The following is a 22,646-nucleotide window of genomic DNA, read 5'->3' as shown; positions in this document are numbered from 1 at the left end:
CCATCATATAATTCCGAAACTTTACGTTCACTATATGTTGCTTTACTTCGGCTTTATCTAATGCACTGTTATTCAAACAAAATTAGTCAAATCAATTCGGTTTAAAATCAACGGGCGCATTTTTAAATATCTGGTAAATGGCGTCACTTGGCGGCTTAGGATATTTCGCCATTCTCGCTGCTGCAACCGCCGCCTGACAAAGCGCAGGATCGCCACCTTCGGAAGTCACGCTTAACAGCATGCCATCCGACGCGAGCTTAATACGCAGGTTACATACTTTGCCGCTAAAGCTTGGATCCGTATGGAACTTACTTTCAATCGCCGCTTGAATCTGTCCAGCGTAGTTACTGATATCCGCGCCAGAAGCTCCACTCGTTTTGCTATTACCTTTTCCTGCCGCACCTGCTTTACCGGAAGTCCCGGCAGCACCTGCGGCTCCCCCACCCTTCGGTGCGTTTTTGCCATCAGCGAGGCCATCAAACAGATCGTCAACGCCTTCTGCGGCTTTCGCAGCGGCAGCTGCATCAGCCTTTTTCTTAGCATCTGCGGCTTTTTTCGCAGCGGCTGCGGCTTTAGCTTCAGTATCGGCTTTCGCTTTAGCATCTGCGGCAGCTTGTTTTTTGGCTTCAGCTGCGGCTTCTTTCTTAGCGTCTTCAGCCGCCTTCTTCGCCTCATCAGCAGCCTGTTTTTTGGCTTCTTCAGCGGCTTTCTTAGCATCAGCTGCAGCTTGTTTTTTCGCTTCAGCTTCGGCCTGTTTCTTCGCCTCTGCTGCCGCTTTCTTAACTTCTTCTTCCGCTTGTTTCTTCGCGGCAGCGGCAGCAACCGCCGCCTCTTTGGCAGCTTCCTGCTTCGCTTTAGCCGCTGCTAGAGCAGCCTCTTTCTTAGCGTCTTCTGCTGCCTTTTTCACTTCTTCCGCAGCCTGCTTTTTAGCTTCTTCAGCCGCCTGTTTGGCGTCTTCTGCAGCTTGTTTAGCATCTTCCTGCGCCTGAATTCTCTCTTTTTCCAGCTCTTTTAGACGCTGCTGTTCCTCAGCCTGTTTTTGTTGTAGTTCTTCAGCCTGCTTTTCGGCTTGTTTTTTACGCTGCTGTTCTGCACGACGCGCATCACTTTGCTGCTGTTGCTGGCGATCATTATACTGTTGAACCATTGCACCGGAATCAACCATGACCGCGTCAATGGCAGAACCGCCGCCACCGCCGCCGCCAGCACTTATCGTTGAATCCTGCATCATTGAGCCCCAGACTAATAACGCTATCAGGACAATATGCAAAATGATTGAAACGATGACAGAGCGATTTAGCTTATCGTTTTTCTCAGATGCCTTTACCACGATTCAGTTTCCAAGAGCCAGTATCCCGGAGCCGGTTTCCAAAAGCTCAGTTAAACAAATTAAGTGCCAAATATCCTCTGCGCAAAATGCAACACGCAGCCTATAAACAGGCTGCATGCTAGCGCTTTAGTACAGGAATTCCAACACGGATTTCATGCTTTTTTACAGCAATCAGATCGGCTGCGTCATTAACCCTACAGAGGCTACGCCTGCCTGATGCAAAAGATTCAGCGCCTTAATGATTTCGTCATAAGGTACATCTTTAGCACCACCGATCAAAAATACGGTTTTTGGATTAGCTTTAAGCTGAGATTGCGCTTCCGCAACAACCTGCTCCGCTGGCAGCTGTTCCATACGATTATGATCAACCACAACCGCATATTGGCCAATGCCAGACACTTCAACGATAACCGGTGGGTTGTCGTTGGTGCTTACCGTTTTTGAATCCGTTGCGTCGGGTAAATCAACCTCAACGCTCTGGGTGATAATCGGCGCTGTCGCCATAAAAATCAGTACCAGAACTAATAACACGTCCAGTAACGGAACGATGTTAATTTCAGATTTGAGCTCGCGACGGCCACTTGATCTCGCCATGCTAACCTCCTACTTATTTAGATTCGGTAGCAAAAGCCTGACGGTGCAGAATGGCAATGAACTCTTCCATAAAATTGGTGTAATTCTGTTCAAGCTTATTCACACGCTGATTCAGACGGTTGTAGGCCATAACCGCTGGGATTGCAGCAAACAGACCGATCGCCGTTGCGATCAATGCTTCTGCAATACCTGGAGCAACCATTTGCAGGGTTGCCTGTTTAACAGCACCCAAACCGATAAAGGCATGCATAATCCCCCAAACGGTACCGAACAGGCCGATATACGGGCTGATTGAACCAACGGTACCCAAGAACGGGATATGCGTTTCCAAACCTTCAACTTCGCGATTTAATGAAATGCGCATCGCACGCGTTGCACCTTCAATCACGCCGTCCGCAGCATGGCTGTTTACACGGTGTAAACGCGCAAATTCTTTAAAACCAGAATGGAAGATTTGCTCTGAGCCAGTCAGGCTATCACGACGAGTTTGGCTTTCCTGATACAGACGAGATAACTCAATTCCCGACCAGAATTTATCTTCGAAGGCTTCAGCATCACGCGTGGCCGCATTCAGGATGCGGGTACGCTGAATGATGATGGCCCAAGAGGCGATAGAGAAGCACACCAAAACCAGCATGATAAGCTTTACCAGCAGGCTCGCCTTCAAAAATAAATCGAACATGTTCATGTCAGTCACTGCTTAAACTCCGCGACAATAGACTTGGGAAGCGCAATAGGCTTCATTTGGTTTTGATCGATGCATGCAACCAACACATCAGCTTGGCTTAAAATTTTGCCTTGCGAATTGATGATACGTTGGGCAAACGTGAGAGAAGCCCCTCGTATGGCGGTAATCTCAGTCTCTACCTCCAGCATGTCATCCAGACGTGCAGGTGACAGATACTCTACCGTCATGCGACGGACAGCAAAAGCGACATGCTCACTCAGCAATTGTTGCTGACTGAAATTATGTTGGCGCAGCATCTCTGTGCGCGCTCTTTCATAAAAAGCGACGTATCGTGCGTGATAAACCACGCCCCCGGCGTCCGTGTCTTCGTAATATACACGTACCGGCCATCGGAAGATCATAATACTCACTCTACATCTCAGAAATGCAAATTAACGCGGTTACTATACTCACTTGAAAACGGGTTGGGAATGGGGGAGGTAGATGAGAACGAAAATAATTATGGATCAATCATGGACCCATAATTATTTTGAAGAATTACTAACCGTTCTTGACGTTAACTGAAGAAGTGTAACAAACCGGCCAGCAGAATAATCACAGCAGGCAATGGAGAGAACACGGCTTTCCACAGACTGCGGTAAGGACGAAAACCAACGCCATGTATCACACCGGCGCAAACCGCCCACATAATTAATAGCCCTTGCCAAATCTCAAGCTCACTGGTCTTTGCGGCAAAACGCGATGGGTCCCAAAAAACACAAAACGCCACCACTAATGCCAGAACCAGTGAAAGGGCCCGTAACGGGCCCTTGTCCATGATCTGATAGAGCTTATCAGATAAGTTAGCCATTACTCGGCGTCTTTCGCCGTTGCCTTGGCTTCGCTGTTTTCAATCGCCATCGCAGTGATGATAGCGAAGAAACAAGCCAGAAGCGTTCCTAAAATCCAGGCAAAATACCACATGGTTATCGCTCCTTAATAAAGTGAGTGCGTGTTTTCTTCGATATATTTTTTGTCCAAACGGCCGAACATTTTGTAGTAACACCAGATGGTGTACAGCAGCACAATTGGAACAAAAATAATCGCAACCACGGTCATCACTTGCAGAGTCAGCAAGCTAGACGTCGCATCCCACATGGTCAGACTCATGCTTGGGTTGGTGATAGAAGGCATCACGAACGGGAACATGGTCACACCGGCGGTCAGGATCACACAGGCAATGGTCAGAGAGGAGAACAGGAACGCCCAGCCACCTTTCTCAACGCGTGAGCACAACGTTGTCAGCAACGGCAGTACCACACCCAGCGCAGGCAGAGCCCACAGGATTGGGTACTTGTTGAAGTTCAACAGCCATGCACCGGCCTGATGAGCAACTTCTTTACGCAGTGGGTTAGACTGGGCCGTAGTATCGATAGCAGAAGTAATCACATAACCATCAATGCCTTTCACCAGCCAAACGCCTGCCAGCAAGAATGCGACTGCCATGACCAGAGAACAAATCTGCGCCGCAGTACGAGAGCGCAAATGCACTTCGCCCGAGGTTTTCATTTGCAGATAAGTTGCGCCCTGAGCCAACAACATCGTCAAGCTAACCACACCCGCCAACAGGCCAAACGGATTCAGCAGTTGGAAGAAGTTGCCTGTGTAGTAAAGACGCAGGTATTCATCAATATGGAATGGAACACCCAACAGCAAGTTACCGAATGCCACGCCGAAGACTAGTGCAGGCACGAAGCTACCAATAAAGATGCCCCAGTCCCACATGTTACGCCAGCGTGTACTCTCGATCTTAGAACGGTAATCAAAGCCAACCGGACGGAAGAACAATGACGCCAGCACTAAAATCATAGCAACGTAGAAGCCGGAGAATGCAGCCGCGTAAACCATTGGCCATGCAGCAAACAGCGCACCACCCGCGGTTACCAGCCAAACTTGGTTACCTTCCCAGTGAGGGGCAACCGCGTTAATCATAATACGGCGTTCGGTATCGGTCTTACCGATGATACGGGAGAGCACACCTACCCCCATATCAAAACCATCGGTGACTGCGAATCCAATCAGCAGCACACCAACGAGCAGCCACCAGACAAACCGCAATACTTCATAATCAAACATAGCGTGGACTCCTGTTAGCGCGCTTCTACTGCATTCGTCTGTTCAAAATGATAACGACCGCTCTTCAGGCTGCTTGGCCCCAGGCGAGCAAATTTGAACATCAAATACATTTCTGCGACTAAGAACAGCGTGTACAGACCGCAGATCAGAATAATGGAGAACAGCAGATCGCCCGTTGTTAGAGAAGAGTTCGCCACCGCGGTCGGCAATACTTCACCGATAGCCCATGGTTGACGACCATACTCAGCAACAAACCAGCCCGCTTCACAGGCAATCCAAGGTAAAGGAATACCCAGCAATGCCGCACGGTGCAGCCAGCGTTTTTTACCCACGTTACCGCGAACAACGCTCCAGAAGGACAGTGCAATGATCAGCAACAGCGCAAAGCCACATGCCACCATGATGCGGAAGGCAAAGTACAACGGAGCAACTTTAGGAATAGAATCTTTGGTTGCGGCCTGAATCTGCTCTTCACTTGCCTGAGATGGGTTATCAGTATAACGCTTCAGCAGCATACCGTAGCCCAAGTCCTGCTTGGTTTTGTTGAAGGCATCACGCACGGTAGGATCGGTGTTACCGGTACGTAGTTCCTGCAGCAACTCGTAAGCTTTCATACCATTACGGATACGAACCTGATGCTGAGCCATCAGCTCTTTCAGGCCAGTCACTTTCTGATCAAGCGAACGCGTCGCGATCAGGCCCAGTGCGTAAGGAATTTGAATCGCATATTCGTTGGTCATGGTTTCCTGATTAGGGATACCAAACAGAGTAAACGATGCTGGAGCCGGTTGGGTTTCCCACTCTGCTTCAATCGCTGCCAGTTTGGTTTTCTGTACGTCCCCCATCTCGTAACCGGATTCATCACCCAGAACGATAACAGACAGAGACGCAGCCAGACCAAACGCCGCGGCGATAGCAAATGAACGCTTAGCAAAGGCGAAATCACGGCCTTTCAGCAAGTAGTAGGAACTGATACCCAGAACGAACATGGCACCGGTCACGTAGCCCGCAGAAACGGTGTGAACGAATTTCACCTGAGCAACTGGGTTTAATACCAGCTCAGAGAAGCTCACCATTTCCATACGCATGGTTTCAAAGTTGAAATCCGACGCGATTGGGTTCTGCATCCAGCCGTTAGCCACCAGAATCCACAGTGCAGACAGGTTGGAACCTAACGCAACTAACCAGGTGGCTGCCAAGTGCTGTACTTTGCCCAGACGATCCCAGCCAAAGAAGAACAGACCAACAAAGGTAGATTCAAGGAAGAACGCCATCAACCCTTCAATGGCCAACGGCGCACCAAAGATGTCTCCAACGTAGTGGGAATAGTATGACCAGTTAGTCCCGAACTGGAATTCCATGGTTAAACCCGTGGCAACCCCAAGCGCAAAGTTGATACCAAACAACTTGCCCCAGAACTTAGTCATATCTTTATAAACTTGTTTGCCCGTAAGAACGTATACCGTTTCCATGATGGCCAACAAGAACGCCATACCCAGCGTTAGTGGCACAAACAGGAAGTGGTACATCGCCGTTAAGGCAAACTGTAACCGTGACAGTTCGACAATATCCAACATCTTGACTCCTTGCTCCTCGCAGGAAGACTCCGACTTGCGGCAACACGGCTCCCGTTCGAGTACGGAAGTCACATAACTACCAGCAGTGAATGCCCTTCAACAACAAATTGGAACCTCCCCCAATTCTCGGCAGCCTACGCTTTCCAAATCTTAGCAACGGGTGTTGAGGTAAAACCTCTCCATCAGCATAGTTCAGAAAACGTTTGCAACGAAAAACCGAAGGAAGATAACAAATATAACAATAAAAACGACTCAGTATTACAGACGAGTAAATAGTACCCCGCCATTCCCACACAATAAATAGGTATTTTCATGTTAGGAATTAGATTTGTGTATTTAGGTCACGTTTTAGGCAAATGGTTATAATTACCCAAAATTGATCTGCAACAAGATTAGCAAAACCCACTGTTTAAGGCACTATTTCTGGCATTTTTTTATAGGAATTTCATTGATCTATGTTAAGCAAAAGTATCATAAACGTATTCATGGTTACTTATTGTTAATTGATTGTTATTTATTCGGCATCCTGTTTCTTTTCCGTGATTTTTTATTTTCATTGCGCGCTATTTTAAATAACAGAGTAATAAAGCAACGTGACAAATCGTCAGTAAGCAAAGCGGAAACGTTACGCAAACAGGTAAGAAGTTAATGGCGAAAGAAGCAATAGCGCAGAGTTGATGTAGCATAAAATATCGCCATTTTTCTCTGTGTGGCGAAGGAATTGCAGTGGCCATTTAACCGCGATACGGAATGTTGTTGCTCAGGGTATAAAAAAGGGCCACCGAAGTGACCCAACATGTCGAAACTTTTCTGTTTCTTTCAACAAACAGCGTTCAAACGTGATGTTTGAACAAGACTTAACGCAATACTGTTTTCACGGCGTTGCCAATTTCGGCCAAGCTGCGTACGGTTTTCACCCCTGCTGCTTCCAACGCTGCAAATTTTTCGTCCGCAGTACCTTTCCCACCAGCAATAATGGCGCCTGCGTGGCCCATACGTTTACCTTTAGGCGCAGTAACACCCGCGATATAGCCGACTACAGGCTTAGTCACATGCTCTTTAATGTATGCAGCAGCGTCTTCTTCAGCGTTACCGCCGATTTCACCAATCATCACAATCACTTCAGTCTGCGGATCTTCCTGGAACAATTTCAGGATATCGATGAAGTTAGAGCCTGGGATGGGATCGCCGCCGATACCGACACAGCTAGACTGGCCAAAACCGATATCTGTCGTTTGCTTAACGGCTTCATAGGTCAAGGTACCAGAACGAGACACGATACCCACTTTCCCCGGCAGATGGATGTGACCAGGCATAATACCGATCTTACATTCACCCGGAGTGATAACGCCCGGACAGTTTGGACCGATCATGCGAGCATCGCTCTGTTCCAGCTTCGCTTTCACCACCAGCATATCCAGAGTCGGGATGCCTTCAGTGATACAGATGATCAGCTTAATGCCTGCATCAATCGCTTCCAGAATGGAATCTTTGCAGAAAGGCGCAGGGACATAGATAACCGACGCCGTTGCACCTGTCGTTTCAACTGCTTCACGCACGGTATTAAATACTGGCAGACCCAGATGTTCGGTGCCACCTTTACCTGGCGTAACACCGCCAACTAATTTAGTACCGTAGGCTAGAGCCTGTTCAGAATGGAAGGTGCCCTGACTGCCGGTAAAACCTTGGCAGATCACTTTGGTATCTTTATTAATTAAAATGGACATTATTTTCCCTCCACGGCAGCAACAACCTGCTGCGCAGCATCCGTTAAGCTTTTCGCTGCAATAATATTCAGACCGCTGTCAGCCAGTTTTTTCGCACCCAGCTCAGCGTTGTTACCTTCTAAACGCACCACAACCGGTACGTTAACGCCCACTTCAGCTACCGCACCGATAATCCCATCAGCGATCAGGTCACAGCGCACAATGCCGCCGAAGATATTAACCAGCACCGCTTTCACTTTCTCATCGGAGAGAATAATTTTAAACGCTTCGGTCACACGCTCTTTGGTTGCACCGCCGCCAACGTCTAAGAAGTTAGCGGGTTCGCCGCCGTGCAATTTAACGATGTCCATGGTACCCATCGCTAAGCCAGCACCGTTCACCATGCAACCGATGTTGCCGTCTAGCGCAACGTAGTTCAGTTCCCACTGTGCAGCCTGAGATTCACGCGCATCTTCCTGAGAAGGATCGCGCATTTCACGCAGTTCAGCTTGGCGGAACAGCGCATTGCCGTCAGCGCTCAGTTTGCCGTCTAAACAAATCAGATCGCCCTGCTTGGTGATAACCAGCGGGTTAATCTCAACCAAAGCCAGATCGCGCTCAAGGAACAGCGTCGCCAGGCCCATAAAGATTTTGGTGAATTGACCGACTTGTTTGCCCGTCAAACCCAGTTTAAATGCCAGCTCGCGGCCTTGATAAGGCTGTGGCCCCGTTAATGGATCCAGTGCAGTTTTATGGATCAAGTGTGGCGTTTCATCAGCCACTTTCTCAATTTCCACGCCACCTTCGGTGGATGCCATGAACACCACGCGACGTGTGCCACGATCGACAACCGCGCCCAGATACAGCTCTTTATCAATATCCGTTGCGCCTTCCACCAGAATCTGGTGAACCGGCTGACCCAGCGCATCTGTCTGGTAAGTCACTAAACGCTTACCTAACCAGTTCTCAGCAAAAGCACGGATCTCTTCTTTAGATTTAACCAGCTTAACGCCGCCCGCTTTACCGCGGCCACCAGCGTGAACCTGACATTTCACCACCCACGGGCCGGAACCGATTTTGGATGCTGCTTCTTCTGCTTCGCGAGGTGTGGTGCAGGCATAACCGACCGGTGCCGGTAGACCATACCGAGCAAACAGTTGTTTGGCCTGATATTCGTGTAGATTCATGATGTTCTATCCATTTAATTATATTTGTGGATATGACCCGCTGTTAGCGAATCAGTGCATAGCGTCTTTACTTCAGTAGGGGTTCTCCATCCCCCGCACACCTGAAAGGAGCACGGGGAGGAGACTTGGCTTATACGTCCAGCAGCAGACGGGCCGGATCTTCCAGCATCTCTTTCACCGTAACCAAGAAGCCTACGGATTCGCGTCCATCGATCAGGCGATGATCGTAAGACAGAGCCAGATACATCATTGGCAGGATCACAACCTGACCATTCACCGCCATCGGACGATCTTTGATCGCGTGCATGCCCAGAATCGCGCTCTGCGGTGGGTTGATGATCGGAGTAGACATCAGTGAGCCAAATACGCCGCCGTTGGTAATGGTGAAGTTACCGCCGGTCAGTTCTTCAACTTTCAGTTTGCCATCACGACCTTTCACCGCGAGTTCTTTAATATTTTTCTCAATGTCAGCCATACCCAACGTATCAACGTTGCGCAGCACTGGCGTTACCAAGCCGCGTGGCGTGGACACCGCAATGCTGACGTCGAAGTAGTTGTGATAAACCACATCTTCGCCATCAATAGAGGCGTTCACTTCTGGATAACGCTTCAGCGCTTCCAACACCGCTTTGATGTAGAAAGACATAAAGCCCAGACGCACACCGTGGCGTTTCTCAAATGCTTCGCCGTACTGCTTACGCATGTCCATGATTGGCTTCATGTTGACTTCGTTAAAGGTCGTCAACATCGCGGTGCTGTTTTTCGCTTCCAGCAAACGCTCAGCCACACGCTTACGCAGGCGAGTCATCGGAACGCGTTTTTCAGTACGAGCGCCTAATGGAGCGGCGGCTGGTACTTCTGGCTCAGCCGCTTTGGCGGCTTTTGGTGCTGAAGCTAAATGTTTGTCAACATCTTCGCGGGTCAGACGGCCACCCACGCCGGTGCCTTTGATGTCAGCGGCATTCAGAGAATGCTCGGCTAACAGGCGACGAATGGCTGGGCCTTGTGCATCGCTGCTACCCTCTTCCAGATCCGCCGTATGGCGTGAGGCTGGTGTTGATTCAGACGATTGCGCTTTGTCAGTGGTCGGTTTGCCGGAAACATCAGCCGGACGCAAACGGCCCAACAGCTGGCGAGAAAGTACGGTTGCACCCTCTTCTTCCAGAATGGCATCCATAATGCCGGCTTCCGGCGCTGGCACTTCCAGAACAACTTTGTCGGTTTCGATTTCAACGATCACTTCATCGCGGGCAACGGTATCGCCCGGTTTTTTGTGCCACGTTGCAACCGTAGCGTCGGCAACGGATTCAGGTAGGTCAGGGACCAGAATTTCTACGCTACTCATGCTATATCCTTTTTTATAACCAATTTTTTTGCAGAACTGGGCGCTTATGCGCCCAGACTCTTATTCCACGTTCAGCGCGTCGTTAACCAGATCTTGCTGCTGTTTCTGGTGAACCGACATATAACCCACAGCCGGCGAAGCCGATGCCGCACGCCCCGCATAACGCAACGATGCTCCAAAAGGAATCACTTCACGGAAGTTATGCTGGCTACAGTACCAAGCACCTTGGTTCAGTGGTTCTTCCTGACACCAGACAAAATCGTGTACGTGGGCATAAGGGGCAAATGCATCCTGAATCGCCTGGTGAGGGAATGGATACAGCTGTTCGATACGCACAATCGCCACGTCTTTCTGTTCGTTTTTGCGACGTTGTTCCAACAGGTCGTAGTAAACCTTACCGGAACACATCACCACACGCTTAACGTCTTTTGGATCGATTTCATCAATCTCGCCAATCACCGGCTGGAAGCTGCCGTTTGCCAGCTCTTCCAGAGAAGATACCGCTAACGGATGGCGCAGCAAGGATTTAGGCGACATCACAATCAGAGGGCGACGCATTCCGCGTAGCGCCTGACGACGTAGCATGTGATAAACCTGAGCCGGCGTAGACGGAATACAAACCTGCATATTCTGGTCAGCGCACAGTTGCAGATAGCGTTCTAAACGTGCAGAGGAGTGCTCAGGGCCTTGGCCTTCATAGCCATGTGGCAACAGCATCACTAAACCACACAGACGACCCCATTTCTGCTCGCCGGAGCTGATGAACTGGTCAATCACCACCTGCGCACCGTTGGCAAAGTCACCAAACTGCGCTTCCCAGATGGTCAGCGTGCGAGGTTCTGCGGTGGCGTAACCATATTCAAAGGCTAAAACAGCGGCCTCAGACAGCACGGAGTCCCAAACTTTGAAATCACCTTGGCCGTTATGCACGTTTTCAAGCGGAATATACACGGAGCCATCTTTCTGGTTATGGATCACTGAATGGCGGTGGAAGAACGTACCACGCCCGCAGTCTTCGCCAGAAATACGGACTGGAACTCCTTCATCCACTAAGGTGGCGTAGGCCAAGTTTTCAGCCGCGCCCCAGTCAAACAGTTTGTTACCTTCAGCCATCTCGGCACGGTCGCCATAAATTTTGGCCACACGCGACTGCATTTCAACCGATTCTGGTGCACGACTGATACGACGAGCCAAATCCTGCAAGCGTTTTAGCTCAACGGTGCTTGGATAAACTTCATCCCACTCATGGTTCAGGTAAGGAGACCATGTGAAGGTATGCATGTTCATCGGACGCCACTCGTCCACCACACACTCGCCGCGATCCAACGCGTCACGATACAGGTTAACCATTTCCGTGGCATCTTCGAGAGAGGCAACGCTCTGCTCGGTCAGCTTATCAGCGTAAATTTTACGCGGGGTCGGATGTTTTTTGATTTTCTGGTACATAACCGGCTGGGTTGCACTTGGCTCATCAGCTTCGTTATGACCATGGCGGCGGTAGCACACCAGATCGATCATCACATCACGTTTAAAGGTGTTACGGAAATCGAGGGCCAAACGCGTTACAAAGGCAACGGCTTCAGGATCATCCGCGTTAACGTGGAAGATCGGCGCCTGAACCATTTTCGCGATGTCAGTACAGTACTGAGTTGAACGCGCGTCTTTCGGATTAGAGGTGGTAAACCCGATTTGGTTGTTGATAACGATGCGAACGGTACCGCCCACTTCGTAACCACGCGCCTGAGACATGTTCAGCGTTTCCTGCACAATGCCTTGGCCTGCGATTGCCGCATCACCGTGAATGGTGATTGGCAGAACCATATTACTACGCGCTTCATCCAGACGATCGCGACGGGCACGTACCGACCCCATGACCACAGGGCTCACAATTTCCAGATGCGACGGGTTAAACGCCAACGCCAGATGCACCAAACCGCCTTCGGTTTCAACGTCAGACGAGAAGCCCATATGGTACTTAACGTCACCGGCACCGAGGTGTTCTTTATGTTTACCGGCAAATTCGTCGAACAGATCCTGCGGTTTTTTACCCAGCACGTTAATCAGCACGTTCAGGCGGCCACGGTGCGCCATCCCGAGAACGGCTTCACGCGTACCGTTTTTACCCGCATGGCGGATCAGCTCTTTGAGCATAGGCACCAACGCGTCGCCGCCTTCCAGTGAGAAGCGTTTCGCGCCAGGGAATTTTGCTCCCAGATAGCGCTCCAGCCCTTCCGCTGCGGTTAACTCACGCAGGAAACGCTGTTTTTCTTCTTGAGTAAAGGAAGGCTGACCGACAACAGATTCTAAACGTTGCTGAATCCAACGTTTTTCTTCCGTGTTGGTGATGTGCATATATTCTGCACCGATGGAACCACAATAAGTCTGCTTAAGCGCCTGATACAGATCGGACAGCTTCATTGTCTCTTTGCCGATGGCAAAAGAACCAACGTTGAACGTCTGATCAAAATCTTCTTCGGTCAGGTTGTGGTAGGACGGTTCCAGATCGGGCACCGCATCCTGCTTCCACAAACCTAATGGATCCAGATTGGCTTGCTGATGACCGCGGAAACGGAAGGCGTTGATCATCTGCAACACCTTGACCTGCTTAGCATCCGTATCAGGGTCGTTTAGAGAGAGATTAAACCGGGACGGGTCTTTCGCCAGACGGCGGAAGTAGTCTCGTGTTTGAGAGTGGAATTGTTCCGATTTCAGGCCGATCGTCGGCAACTGTTGGAAAATTTCCTTCCAGCTCAGATCCACCGAGTCAGGATCGGTGAGATAGTCTTCATAGAGCTGCTCTATGTAGGACTGGTTTGCGCCCGCCAGATAGGAGGAATCCAGCCAGGCCTTCATTGCGCCGTTCTGCATCATGATCCCTTAAGCTGTTTTCAGCTTTAGTTTTCGCCGTGATAAACATCATGCTTTTAACAAATGCTCGCATCCAACCGAGTGTTATTAAAAACATTTATCGTAATTACATACATCGCAATTACTTTACCGTAACTATCTTATAGTAATTGCACCTATCGTCAGATGACTCTATGTGCTTTTTGTGACGAAGATACATCACCTGTTGCAAAAATGTGTCTTGCGTCTTAGTACTACCTATTACAACCCCTCTCATCCTCCCTTTTCAAGGAGGGAGAGGTTCGCATAAATCCAACGCTAAGCGCTGGAATTTTAAATAAATATCCCCTAAATAATTCGAGTTGCATTTAGGCGGCAAGTTTGTGAAGCCCTAGTCACAGAGATAACTATGTGACTAGGGTGAACAAACGCAGCCAACACCCATGCAGCTTGAAGTATGACGGGGTAAGCCTTAAGCACTGCGGTGAAGCAACATAGACTTAATATGACCAATTGCACGGGTCGGGTTCAAGCCTTTTGGACACACATTGACGCAGTTCATAATGCTATGGCAGCGGAATACGCTGAAAGCGTCATCTAAATCGTCTAAACGGCTATCCGTTTCAGTGTCACGGCTATCGATTAAGAAACGATACGATGCCAGTAGACCCGCTGGGCCGATAAACTTATCCGGGTTCCACCAGAACGATGGGCATGAGGTTGAACAGCATGCACAAAGAATACATTCGTACAAACCATCTAACTTCTCACGCTGTTCCGGCATCTGCAAATGCTCACGTGCCGGAGGATTTTTACCGTCGTTAAGCAGATAAGGCTTAATTTTTTCGTATTGAGTGTAAAACTGCCCCATATCGACCACCAGATCGCGCACGACGGGCAAACCTGGTAGCGGACGAATCACAATTTTTTTGCCTGAACGCTGTAGGGTTGAAACCGGCGTGATACAGGCCAGTCCGTTCTTACCGTTCATGTTTACACCGTCAGAACCGCAAACCCCTTCACGACAAGAGCGGCGGAAGGCCAGCGTTGGATCTTGCTCTTTAAGCAAGATCAGCGCATCGAGCAGCATCATGTCGCGGCCTTCTTCGGCCTCTAGGGTATAATCTTGCATCCGTGGCGCGTTATCGACGTCCGGGTTATAGCGATATACAGAAAACTCTACTTTCATGACCGTTTCTCCGCAAAAAATGGGTAACTAACCGAGTGATTGATGGAACAATCAGTAAGTACGGATCTTCGGCGGGAACGCCGGACGTAACTTAGGTTCCATGTTCACGCTGCGGCGTGTCATGCTCTCGGTTTGCGGCAGATACAGGCTATGGCACAGCCAGTTAGCGTCATCACGATCCGGGAAGTCAAAGCGGCTATGTGCGCCACGGCTTTCGGTACGGAAGTTCGCTGAAACTGCGGTCGCAAAAGCAGTTTCCATCAGGTTATCCAATTCCAAGCACTCAACGCGTTGGGTGTTGAAATCGCTAGAAGTATCGTCCAGACGCGCATTTTTCAGACGCTCACGGATCACTTTCAGCTCTTCTAAGCCTTTCGCCATCGCATCACCTTCGCGGAATACCGAGAAGTTGTGCTGCATGCAAGACTGGAGATCTTTACGGATTTGAACCGGATCTTCACCGCTGCGGGTGTTGTTCCAACGATTCATACGATCCAGTGAAGCTTCGATATCCGATTCGCTCGCGTCGCGGCTTGGCCCCTGCTCGGTCAGGCACTCTTGCAAATGCAGGCCAGCAGAACGACCAAATACTACAAGATCGAGCAGTGAGTTACCGCCTAGACGGTTAGCCCCATGAACCGATACGCAGGCAATTTCACCAACCGCAAACAGCCCAGGGATCACGACGTCTTCACCCTTCTCATTCACGGTTAGTGCTTGACCGGTGACTTTGGTTGGGATCCCACCCATCATATAGTGGCAGGTTGGGATAACTGGGATCGGTTCTTTCACCGGATCCACGTGCGCAAAGGTACGCGACAGTTCCAAGATCCCCGGCAAGCGCGCTTCAAGCACGTCTTTACCCAGATGATCCAGTTTCAGTTTGGCATGCGGACCCCAAGGACCATCGCAGCCACGGCCTTCACGAATTTCAATCATGATGGAGCGTGCAACAACGTCACGACCTGCAAGGTCTTTCGCGTTTGGCGCATAGCGCTCCATGAAACGCTCGCCGTGTTTATTCAGCAAATAACCGCCTTCACCACGGCAACCTTCTGTAACCAGAACCCCCGCACCGGCGATACCAGTTGGGTGGAACTGCCACATTTCCATATCCTGCACCGGAACCCCAGCACGCAGCGCCATGCCCACGCCGTCACCGGTGTTGATATGCGCGTTAGTGGTTGACTGGTAAATACGTCCTGCACCGCCGGTCGCCAAAATAGTGGCTTTGGCTTTGAAGTAAACCACTTCACCGGTTTCGATACAGATAGCCGTTGTCCCAACCACGGCACCGTCTTGGTTTTTTACCAGATCCAGCGCGTACCACTCGGAGAAAATCGTGGTGTGGTTTTTCAGGTTTTGCTGATAAAGCGTATGCAATAGCGCATGGCCGGTACGGTCAGCCGCCGCTGCGGTACGTGCCGCTTGCTCGCCACCAAAGTTTTTAGACTGGCCACCAAACGGGCGCTGATAAATTTTGCCATCGTCCAAACGCGAGAATGGCAGTCCCATGTGTTCTAATTCTAGAATCGCCTCTGGGCCGGTTTTACACATATATTCAATGGCGTCTTGGTCACCGATATAGTCGGAGCCTTTCACCGTGTCATACATATGCCATTCCCAGTTATCTTCATGGGTGTTACCCAGTGCAACCGTAATGCCGCCCTGAGCGGATACGGTATGAGAACGCGTTGGGAATACTTTAGATAACAGGGCGCAAGACAGTCCCATCTGGGATATTTGCAGCGCGGCACGCATACCTGCGCCACCCGCACCGATAACAACAGCATCAAATTCTCTTACTTCAAGACCACTAACTGACTGACTCATGTTAGGCACCCCACACAACTAATGTTCCGTAAACCAAGTAAACCACCAGCGCGACAACGATAACGAGCTGAAGGATCAGCCGTAATGCCAGCGGTTTAATGTAATCCGTTAACACTTGCCACATACCAATCCAGGCGTGAGCCAAAATGGATACCAACGTGAGCACGGTAAAGACTTTAGTGATGTTAGAGGCGAAGAATCCGCGCCAGATTTCATAGGTCAGGGAATCTGCGGTGAAGATAAAACCGAGAATGTAGAGGACATATAAGGTAATAACGATGGCCGCCGCACGCAGCAGTAACCAATCATGAATACCATTACGGCCTAAGGCTGATGCACTGGTTTTTGAGTTTGGGGTTACCATACGAGGACTCCAGCTAAAATAGAAAGTACGACGGTGATCGCAAATGAAACATAAGCTGTGCGACTACCTGCGGCGAAACTCTCTTCGATGTAGCCAAAATCCATCAGCATGTGACGAATACCACCACAAATGTGGTACGCCAACGCAGTGAGGATCCCCCACACGATGAATTTAACGATAAAGCTATCCATAACCGCTGCGGCCTGAACAAACCCTTCTGGAGAAGAGAGGGAAAGTCCCAGTAACCAAAGCAGAATACCGAGTGATACAAAGGTAATCACACCTGAAGCGCGGTGTAATATGGAGGCTATCGCAGTGACGGGAAATCGGATCGTTTGCAGATCCAGATTGACGGGTCTTTGTTTTTTTGAAAGCTTTTTGACATTTTTTATCATAGCGCCCACACAGCTCTTTTATTATTTTTCCTTCCTCCGGGCCTGGGCGGGGTCAAGCAGCGCTTTACCTGTCTGATTAAAGTTGCTTCGGCGTTCACCTATCGCAACCCAATAAGTTGGGTAATCCTTCACGTCACACGCCTACAGCTTCCACTGTGCTAAAACGGCGCGCTTCATATTCACGCTGGGTGCTCCTACTTCAGGGCAGTTTCTTAGAGGGTACAACCCTAAAAAACAATAAGTCCCGGAGACCTGGCGGCAGTATAGAAGTATCACAATTTGATTACAATTCGAATACAACCTGATTAAAGACATTTGACCGGAACAGTGACATGAGTCACGAAAGTAACAAATACGTCAAAATTAATTACATGATTTGACAAGGAATCAACATTTCCGTTACAACAGGGTGGCGAATAGACCTACGTTGTACTATTGATGAGCAAACTCTTTCCCCCAATGCAAAGTTATGCAACAGTGGGATATGTGAATACCCATAGGTTTAGCGTAGGCAATAATTAATTATGTTATAAAGAATACCAACGAATCATTAACATTCTAAACATCGACGAGCGAGTAGTCGTCGAACGACAAACTGGCCGTTAGCAGGATAAATTGCACTCTGTACCCTATAATTTAAGACCCCCACGACATTCGACGGTGGTCAACAGAGCGCGAAGAACCGCTAACAGGGAGGCTGGTACACACTAACGGTGTCGGTCGTTAATGGTTCTTAAATCTAGAGGCGCTAAGGAGACTGTAATGGCTAACAAAAAAGCGACGCTGACGCTCGATTCCGAAACAATTGAACTTGATGTACTTTCGGGCACGTTGGGCGCGGATGAGATTGATATTCGTAGCCTCGGTTCAAAAGGCTACTTCACGTTTGACCCAGGATTTACCTCCACGGCCTCTTGCGAATCTAAAATCACCTATATCGACGGTGACGAAGGCATCCTGCTACACCGCGGTTTCCCTATCGATGAGCTGGCAAAAAACTCCAACTATTTGGAAGTTTGCTACATCCTGCTTTACGGCGAAGCACCAACGCCAAAAGAGTACGAAACCTTTAAAACCACGGTCACGCGACACACCATGATCCACGAACAGATTACTCGCCTGTTCCACGGTTTCCGTCGCGACTCTCACCCTATGGCGGTGATGTGCGGTGTAACCGCCTCTCTGGCGGCATTCTACCATGACTCCTTAGACGTTAATAACGAGCGCCATCGTGAGATTGCGGCTTATCGTCTGTTGTCTAAAATGCCAACGCTGGCGGCGATGTGCTACAAGTATTCACTCGGCCAACCGTTTGTTTATCCGAGGAATGACCTGTCTTACTCCGGCAACTTCTTGAACATGATGTTCTCAACGCCATGTGAAGAATATGTGGTCAACCCAATTCTTGAGCGCGCGATGGATCGTATTTTGATCCTGCACGCTGACCACGAACAAAACGCTTCAACCTCAACTGTTCGTACCGCGGGCTCTTCCGGCGCTAATCCGTTTGCCTGTATCGCTGCGGGTATTGCCTCGCTGTGGGGACCTGCGCACGGCGGCGCAAACGAAGCGGCACTGAAAATGCTGGAAGAAATCAGCTCAGTTGATCACATCCCAGAGTTTGTTCGTCGTGCCAAAGACAAAAACGACTCGTTCCGCCTGATGGGCTTCGGTCACCGTGTTTATAAAAACTATGACCCACGCGCTACCGTGATGCGTGAAACCTGTCACGAAGTGCTGAAAGAATTGAACCTGCAAGATGACCTGCTGGAAGTGGCGATGGAGCTGGAACACATCGCGCTGAACGACCCGTACTTCATCGAGAAAAAACTGTATCCAAACGTCGACTTCTACTCAGGCATCATTTTGAAAGCCATGGGTATTCCGTCTTCCATGTTTACCGTTATCTTCGCTATGGCACGTACCGTAGGCTGGATTGCCCACTGGAACGAAATGCACGACGACGGCATTAAAATTGCGCGTCCTCGTCAGCTGTACACCGGTTACGACAAACGTCCGTTTGAGTCTCAGTTGAAAAAATAATTTCGCTAAAACGCCCTCCCAGTCTCCCCCTTTTCAGGGGGATAAGCATACCGAGAATATGTTCCGATCTGCTCCCTCCTCTACCAAGGGGAGGGCTGGGACGGCGTATTATTCCCAACCATCACCGCTGGCAATTCGGGCACCAATAAAACGGTCTAGACGAAATCATCGTTTTCTCAATCATCTCGCCGCAGCGCAGGCAAGGTTCACCGGCGCGGTGAAAGACTTTGAATTGAAACAGTGCGCCATGATGCACATCGTCATCCATCGTTCCACGGGTGTTATACGAAAGGCGAGGAATATCCAACAGCGCATGAGATAAGTGCTCAAGCTGATCTTCACGCAGCGACTGAGCGTTGTGCGTTGGAGCCAGCTCAGCATCCCACAAAATCTCAACCCGCAGATAGTTACCTAAGCCCGCTAAAAAGCGCTGATCCAGCAATAACCCGCCAAACTGACGGCGGCGAAACGCTGGCTGCATCAAACGCTCTTTGACCTGCGCCGCATTCAGTCGCAAATCTAAAACATCCGGTCCAACGCGCTGTAAAAAGGGATGCTGCGCAATTTCTTCACGCGGTGCAATGGTGATATCTGACGCGCTATACAACAAAATGGCTTTATCTTCAGTCTCAAGACGCACACGCAGATCGCGCTTAGTATCCGGCGTTTCGCCCGCATCAACGATTTTCCACACCCCATAAAGCTGGTTATGGCTATACATGGTTAAGCCATTGGAAAAGTGTGTCAGCAGCGCTTTACCACGCGTTTCAATATCTTCTATTTTTTCGCCAACCAACTGTGATTGATAATGCTTTAACTGCGGAAACGCAAACCACACCTCGGTCAGCGTTTTGCCCACTACGGCATCGGTGAGCTTATCCGCAGCGCGACGAATCTCTGGGCCTTCTGGCATCTGAACTCTCTTTATCTGGCTAGAACCTAGGGCCAGAATAGCGCGTTCGGCATAGCGTGCCAAACGTCACTCGGCGCTGACCTTGATCCCTTGCTGTGAAAAATGGGTGCGTAATAAACGTGCGAAATCCAACGCATGCGCATTGTCGCCGTGCAAACACACGGTGTCAGCCTGAACAGGCACGATATCCCCCTGAGGGGTAACTACCTGATGATGCTGCACCATCATCAGGGTGTGCCGCAGTGCCTGTTGGTCGTCGATGATTAACGCATCGGGTTCACTGCGCGGAACTAAAGATCCATCAGCCTGATAGTTGCGATCGGCAAAAACTTCCTGCCATGTGGTTAAGCCTAAGGCTTGCCCCTCACTTATCAGCGCGCTTCCCGCCAGACCAACCAAACGCAGTGCGGGGTTGAAATCCAGCACGGCACGCGCAATGGCATGCGCCAGCGCAGGTTCAACCGCCGCTTGGTTGTAGAGCATGCCATGGGGTTTAACGTGCCGCAGGGTGGCACCCAGTGCCAGACAATGCCGATTAAGCGCATGAAGCTGTTCAGTGACCAACTGATAAACCTCATCAGGAGACAGATTTTGACGTCCGCGGCCAAAGTTTTCTCGGTCAGCAAAACTCGGATGCGCGCCGATAGCGACGCCCAATTCCTTGGCCCAAATCACCGACTGTCGCATGGTCGCATCATCACCGGCGTGGTATCCACAGGCGATATTGGCTGAGCTAACCAGCTTTAACAGCGCATAGTCATTCGCCCCGCCTTCGCCTAAATCCGCATTGAGATCAATCACCCTGAATCCCTCGCTCAAGCTGGCGCAGATAAATTTTCTGCTCTTTATAAGCCTGCTGGGCCTGTGCCAACGTGCAGCGGATAAAGTGAATCGGCTCACCTAGGCGGATCTGTGCCAAATGATAGAGATCGGCTTCGATCACGCAGGCAATACGCGGATATCCGCCGGTGGTTTGCGCATCTGCCATCAACACTATCGGCTGACCGCCGTGCGGCACCTGAATAACGCCGGGCAATAAACCATGCGCAAACATCTCGCGTGAACTCTCGCGCTTCAACGAATGTCCAGTTAAGCGATAGCCCATACGATTACTTTGCGGACTCAGATGCCACGGTGTACGCCAGAAAAAATCCTGTTCCTGCGGGCTAAACTCCTGAAATTCTGGCCCCGGTAATACGCGAATATAGTTGCTGAAAAGCAGTTGCTTGATACCCTGCGATTTTTTCGGCACAAAGCGAATATCGCCTAAAGGCAAGCTATCGCCATCCTTTAATTTCCGCCCTTCCAATCCGCCAAAACCACCGGTGAGATCGGTGCTTCGCGATCCCAACACTTCGGGCACATCAATCCCTCCACTAACGGCAAGATAGCTGCGCATGCCGCGCTTAGGACGGTGTAACACCAAACGCTGCCCCGCCCGAACTGGATAATTCCAGCCGGTCCAAACACGCTGCTGGTCCAGATAGGCATCACACCCCGCGCCGGTTAATGCCATCCAGCCATCGCGGGCGAACTCCACCGAACATTCACCTAGCGTGATCTCAAGCCCTGCGTCAGTGCCTTTGTTTCCCACCAAGATATTCGCTGCATACAGCGCCGGTGCATCCAAGGCACCACCTAGACTCACGCCTTGGCCACGAAAACCATGACGCCCTTGATCCTGAACCGTCGTTTGTAGACCCGCACGAATAATTTTCAACATACTCCCTCCTTCTGCGGTACAAAGCGCACGCTATCACCGGGACGTAGCAAGGTTGATGACGAAGCCTGAGGTTCAAATAACGCCAGCGGCGTATTGCCAATAATCTGCCAGCCACCGGGCGAGGCTAACGGGTAAACGCCGGTATGGCTGCCGCCGATGCCCACCGAACCCTGCGGCACTTTAACTCTGGGAACGGCACGCCGTGGCGTATGCAACGCCTCAGGTAAACCGCCCAAATAGCCAAATCCCGGCTGGAAACCGAGGAAATAGACCACATATTCGGCGCTGCTGTGCATCTCTACCGCCTGACGCGCGGTCAGATTATGTAATCGAGCCACGTCTTCTAAATCAGGCCCCTCTGCTCCACCATAGATCACAGGAATATCAATGTGGCGCACCTCGGGTTGGGCAGACTCGCTCTCTTCCCACCATTGCTGTAGTTTTTCTAGCGCTTCAACCGGATCGGCCTGCGGTACCGATAGCAACAACGTAATGTTGTTCATGCCGGGAATGACTTCCGCTACGTTCGGATACTCGCGCAGGCGCGTGGTTAACGACCAAATACGCTTTTGACTCTCTAAAGACAAAGGGGGCTCAAGTTCTAACACCGCCGCGCGTTCACCTAACAGATAACATCGTGCTTTTTGCAAGACCGCCTCCCAATGGATTTCACCCACAAATAATCAATCACTACGTTAACTTATGCGCAAAGACAACACTGCCGTCAATGAATCCCCCGATGAGATTCCGATCACAGAATGGCAATTTGAGTTGGCACCCGTCTGCAAGCACCTCTT

Annotated in this window: 21 protein-coding genes; 1 reads left to right on the top strand and 20 read right to left on the bottom strand. The window is 50.2% G+C overall.

All coding sequences use genetic code 11. From position 1 onward, the window contains the following. Nucleotides 1-91: 91 nt before the first annotated feature. From tolA to sdhC, 16 genes are all read right to left on the bottom strand, one after another. Nucleotides 92-1,330, bottom strand: coding sequence for a cell envelope integrity protein TolA (gene tolA / locus CPY98_RS06025; protein WP_046449452.1), 1,239 nt, complete (start codon nt 1,328-1,330; stop codon nt 92-94). Between the two features lie 171 nt (nt 1,331-1,501). Continuing rightward, nucleotides 1,502-1,924: a colicin uptake protein TolR gene (gene tolR / locus CPY98_RS06020; protein ID WP_004096609.1), complete on the bottom strand. Its 423-nt coding sequence runs from the start codon at nt 1,922-1,924 to the stop codon at nt 1,502-1,504. A gap of 13 nt (nt 1,925-1,937) precedes the next feature. Then, the gene (gene tolQ, locus CPY98_RS06015) at nt 1,938-2,612 is read right to left on the bottom strand and encodes a Tol-Pal system protein TolQ (RefSeq protein ID WP_202209954.1); all 675 of its coding nucleotides are present in this window, start codon (nt 2,610-2,612) and stop codon (nt 1,938-1,940) included. Nucleotides 2,613-2,617: 5 nt separating this feature from the next. Then, entirely contained in the window at nt 2,618-3,022 is a 405-nt protein-coding gene (gene ybgC, locus CPY98_RS06010; RefSeq protein ID WP_025800716.1) for a tol-pal system-associated acyl-CoA thioesterase, read from the bottom strand. A gap of 146 nt (nt 3,023-3,168) precedes the next feature. Continuing rightward, nucleotides 3,169-3,462, bottom strand: a complete 294-nt coding sequence (ybgE, locus tag CPY98_RS06005; RefSeq protein WP_025800715.1) for a cyd operon protein YbgE — start codon at nt 3,460-3,462, stop codon at nt 3,169-3,171. Further along, nucleotides 3,462-3,575, bottom strand: coding sequence for a cytochrome bd-I oxidase subunit CydX (cydX, locus tag CPY98_RS06000; protein WP_020303871.1), 114 nt, complete (start codon nt 3,573-3,575; stop codon nt 3,462-3,464). Before cydX ends, ybgE begins: the two co-directional genes overlap by 1 nt. Nucleotides 3,576-3,587: 12 nt before the next feature. Then, a complete protein-coding gene (gene cydB / locus CPY98_RS05995; protein ID WP_043491900.1) occupies nt 3,588-4,727 on the bottom strand; it encodes a cytochrome d ubiquinol oxidase subunit II in 1,140 nt (379 codons plus the stop codon). 14 nt (nt 4,728-4,741) lie between these two features. Next, nucleotides 4,742-6,304, bottom strand: a complete 1,563-nt coding sequence (cydA, locus tag CPY98_RS05990; protein WP_025800713.1) for a cytochrome ubiquinol oxidase subunit I — start codon at nt 6,302-6,304, stop codon at nt 4,742-4,744. 857 nt (nt 6,305-7,161) lie between these two features. Then, nucleotides 7,162-8,031 (bottom strand): succinate--CoA ligase subunit alpha, encoded by an 870-nt coding sequence (sucD, locus tag CPY98_RS05985; protein ID WP_025800712.1) that lies wholly within the window; start codon nt 8,029-8,031, stop codon nt 7,162-7,164. Continuing rightward, entirely contained in the window at nt 8,031-9,197 is a 1,167-nt protein-coding gene (gene sucC / locus CPY98_RS05980; RefSeq protein ID WP_025800711.1) for an ADP-forming succinate--CoA ligase subunit beta, read from the bottom strand. Before sucC ends, sucD begins: the two co-directional genes overlap by 1 nt. Before the next feature lie 130 nt (nt 9,198-9,327). After that, complete coding sequence (gene odhB, locus CPY98_RS05975) at nt 9,328-10,542, bottom strand: 2-oxoglutarate dehydrogenase complex dihydrolipoyllysine-residue succinyltransferase (protein ID WP_096386765.1); 1,215 nt, start codon at nt 10,540-10,542, stop codon at nt 9,328-9,330. 60 nt (nt 10,543-10,602) lie between these two features. Beyond that, entirely contained in the window at nt 10,603-13,410 is a 2,808-nt protein-coding gene (sucA, locus tag CPY98_RS05970) for a 2-oxoglutarate dehydrogenase E1 component (protein ID WP_025800709.1), read from the bottom strand. Between the two features lie 451 nt (nt 13,411-13,861). Next, the gene (locus tag CPY98_RS05965) at nt 13,862-14,578 is read right to left on the bottom strand and encodes a succinate dehydrogenase iron-sulfur subunit (RefSeq protein WP_025800708.1); all 717 of its coding nucleotides are present in this window, start codon (nt 14,576-14,578) and stop codon (nt 13,862-13,864) included. A gap of 51 nt (nt 14,579-14,629) precedes the next feature. Next, nucleotides 14,630-16,411: a succinate dehydrogenase flavoprotein subunit gene (sdhA, locus tag CPY98_RS05960; protein ID WP_043491886.1), complete on the bottom strand. Its 1,782-nt coding sequence runs from the start codon at nt 16,409-16,411 to the stop codon at nt 14,630-14,632. Nucleotide 16,412: 1 nt separating this feature from the next. Continuing rightward, nucleotides 16,413-16,775, bottom strand: a complete 363-nt coding sequence (gene sdhD / locus CPY98_RS05955; protein WP_025800706.1) for a succinate dehydrogenase membrane anchor subunit — start codon at nt 16,773-16,775, stop codon at nt 16,413-16,415. Further along, nucleotides 16,769-17,170, bottom strand: a complete 402-nt coding sequence (gene sdhC, locus CPY98_RS05950) for a succinate dehydrogenase cytochrome b556 subunit (protein WP_025800705.1) — start codon at nt 17,168-17,170, stop codon at nt 16,769-16,771. The genes sdhD and sdhC overlap by 7 nt, the downstream gene beginning before the upstream one ends. A gap of 762 nt (nt 17,171-17,932) precedes the next feature. Between sdhC and CPY98_RS05945 the strand changes: the two genes are divergently transcribed. After that, nucleotides 17,933-19,213 (top strand): citrate synthase, encoded by a 1,281-nt coding sequence (locus CPY98_RS05945; protein ID WP_025800704.1) that lies wholly within the window; start codon nt 17,933-17,935, stop codon nt 19,211-19,213. A 121-nt stretch (nt 19,214-19,334) separates the two neighbouring features. Here CPY98_RS05945 and nei read toward each other — a convergent pair whose 3' ends face one another. The 4 genes from nei to pxpB all read right to left on the bottom strand — a co-directional run bounded on the left by nei (nt 19,335) and on the right by pxpB (nt 22,499). Further along, nucleotides 19,335-20,126 (bottom strand): endonuclease VIII, encoded by a 792-nt coding sequence (gene nei, locus CPY98_RS05940; protein WP_025800703.1) that lies wholly within the window; start codon nt 20,124-20,126, stop codon nt 19,335-19,337. Between the two features lie 66 nt (nt 20,127-20,192). Then, on the bottom strand, nt 20,193-20,927 hold the full coding sequence (pxpA, locus tag CPY98_RS05935; protein ID WP_043491884.1) for a 5-oxoprolinase subunit PxpA: 735 nt from the start codon (nt 20,925-20,927) through the stop codon (nt 20,193-20,195). Next, complete coding sequence (pxpC, locus tag CPY98_RS05930; protein ID WP_046449457.1) at nt 20,920-21,849, bottom strand: 5-oxoprolinase subunit PxpC; 930 nt, start codon at nt 21,847-21,849, stop codon at nt 20,920-20,922. The genes pxpA and pxpC overlap by 8 nt, the downstream gene beginning before the upstream one ends. Then, complete coding sequence (gene pxpB, locus CPY98_RS05925) at nt 21,843-22,499, bottom strand: 5-oxoprolinase subunit PxpB (protein WP_096388721.1); 657 nt, start codon at nt 22,497-22,499, stop codon at nt 21,843-21,845. The genes pxpC and pxpB overlap by 7 nt, the downstream gene beginning before the upstream one ends. Between the last annotated feature and the right edge of the window lie 147 nt (nt 22,500-22,646).

This window comes from Hafnia sp. CBA7124 (genome assembly GCF_002355555.1).
GTDB lineage: Bacteria > Pseudomonadota > Gammaproteobacteria > Enterobacterales > Enterobacteriaceae > Hafnia > Hafnia alvei.
Note: the sequence above shows the minus strand (reverse complement) of the source record. Positions and strands in the feature narration are given on the sequence as shown.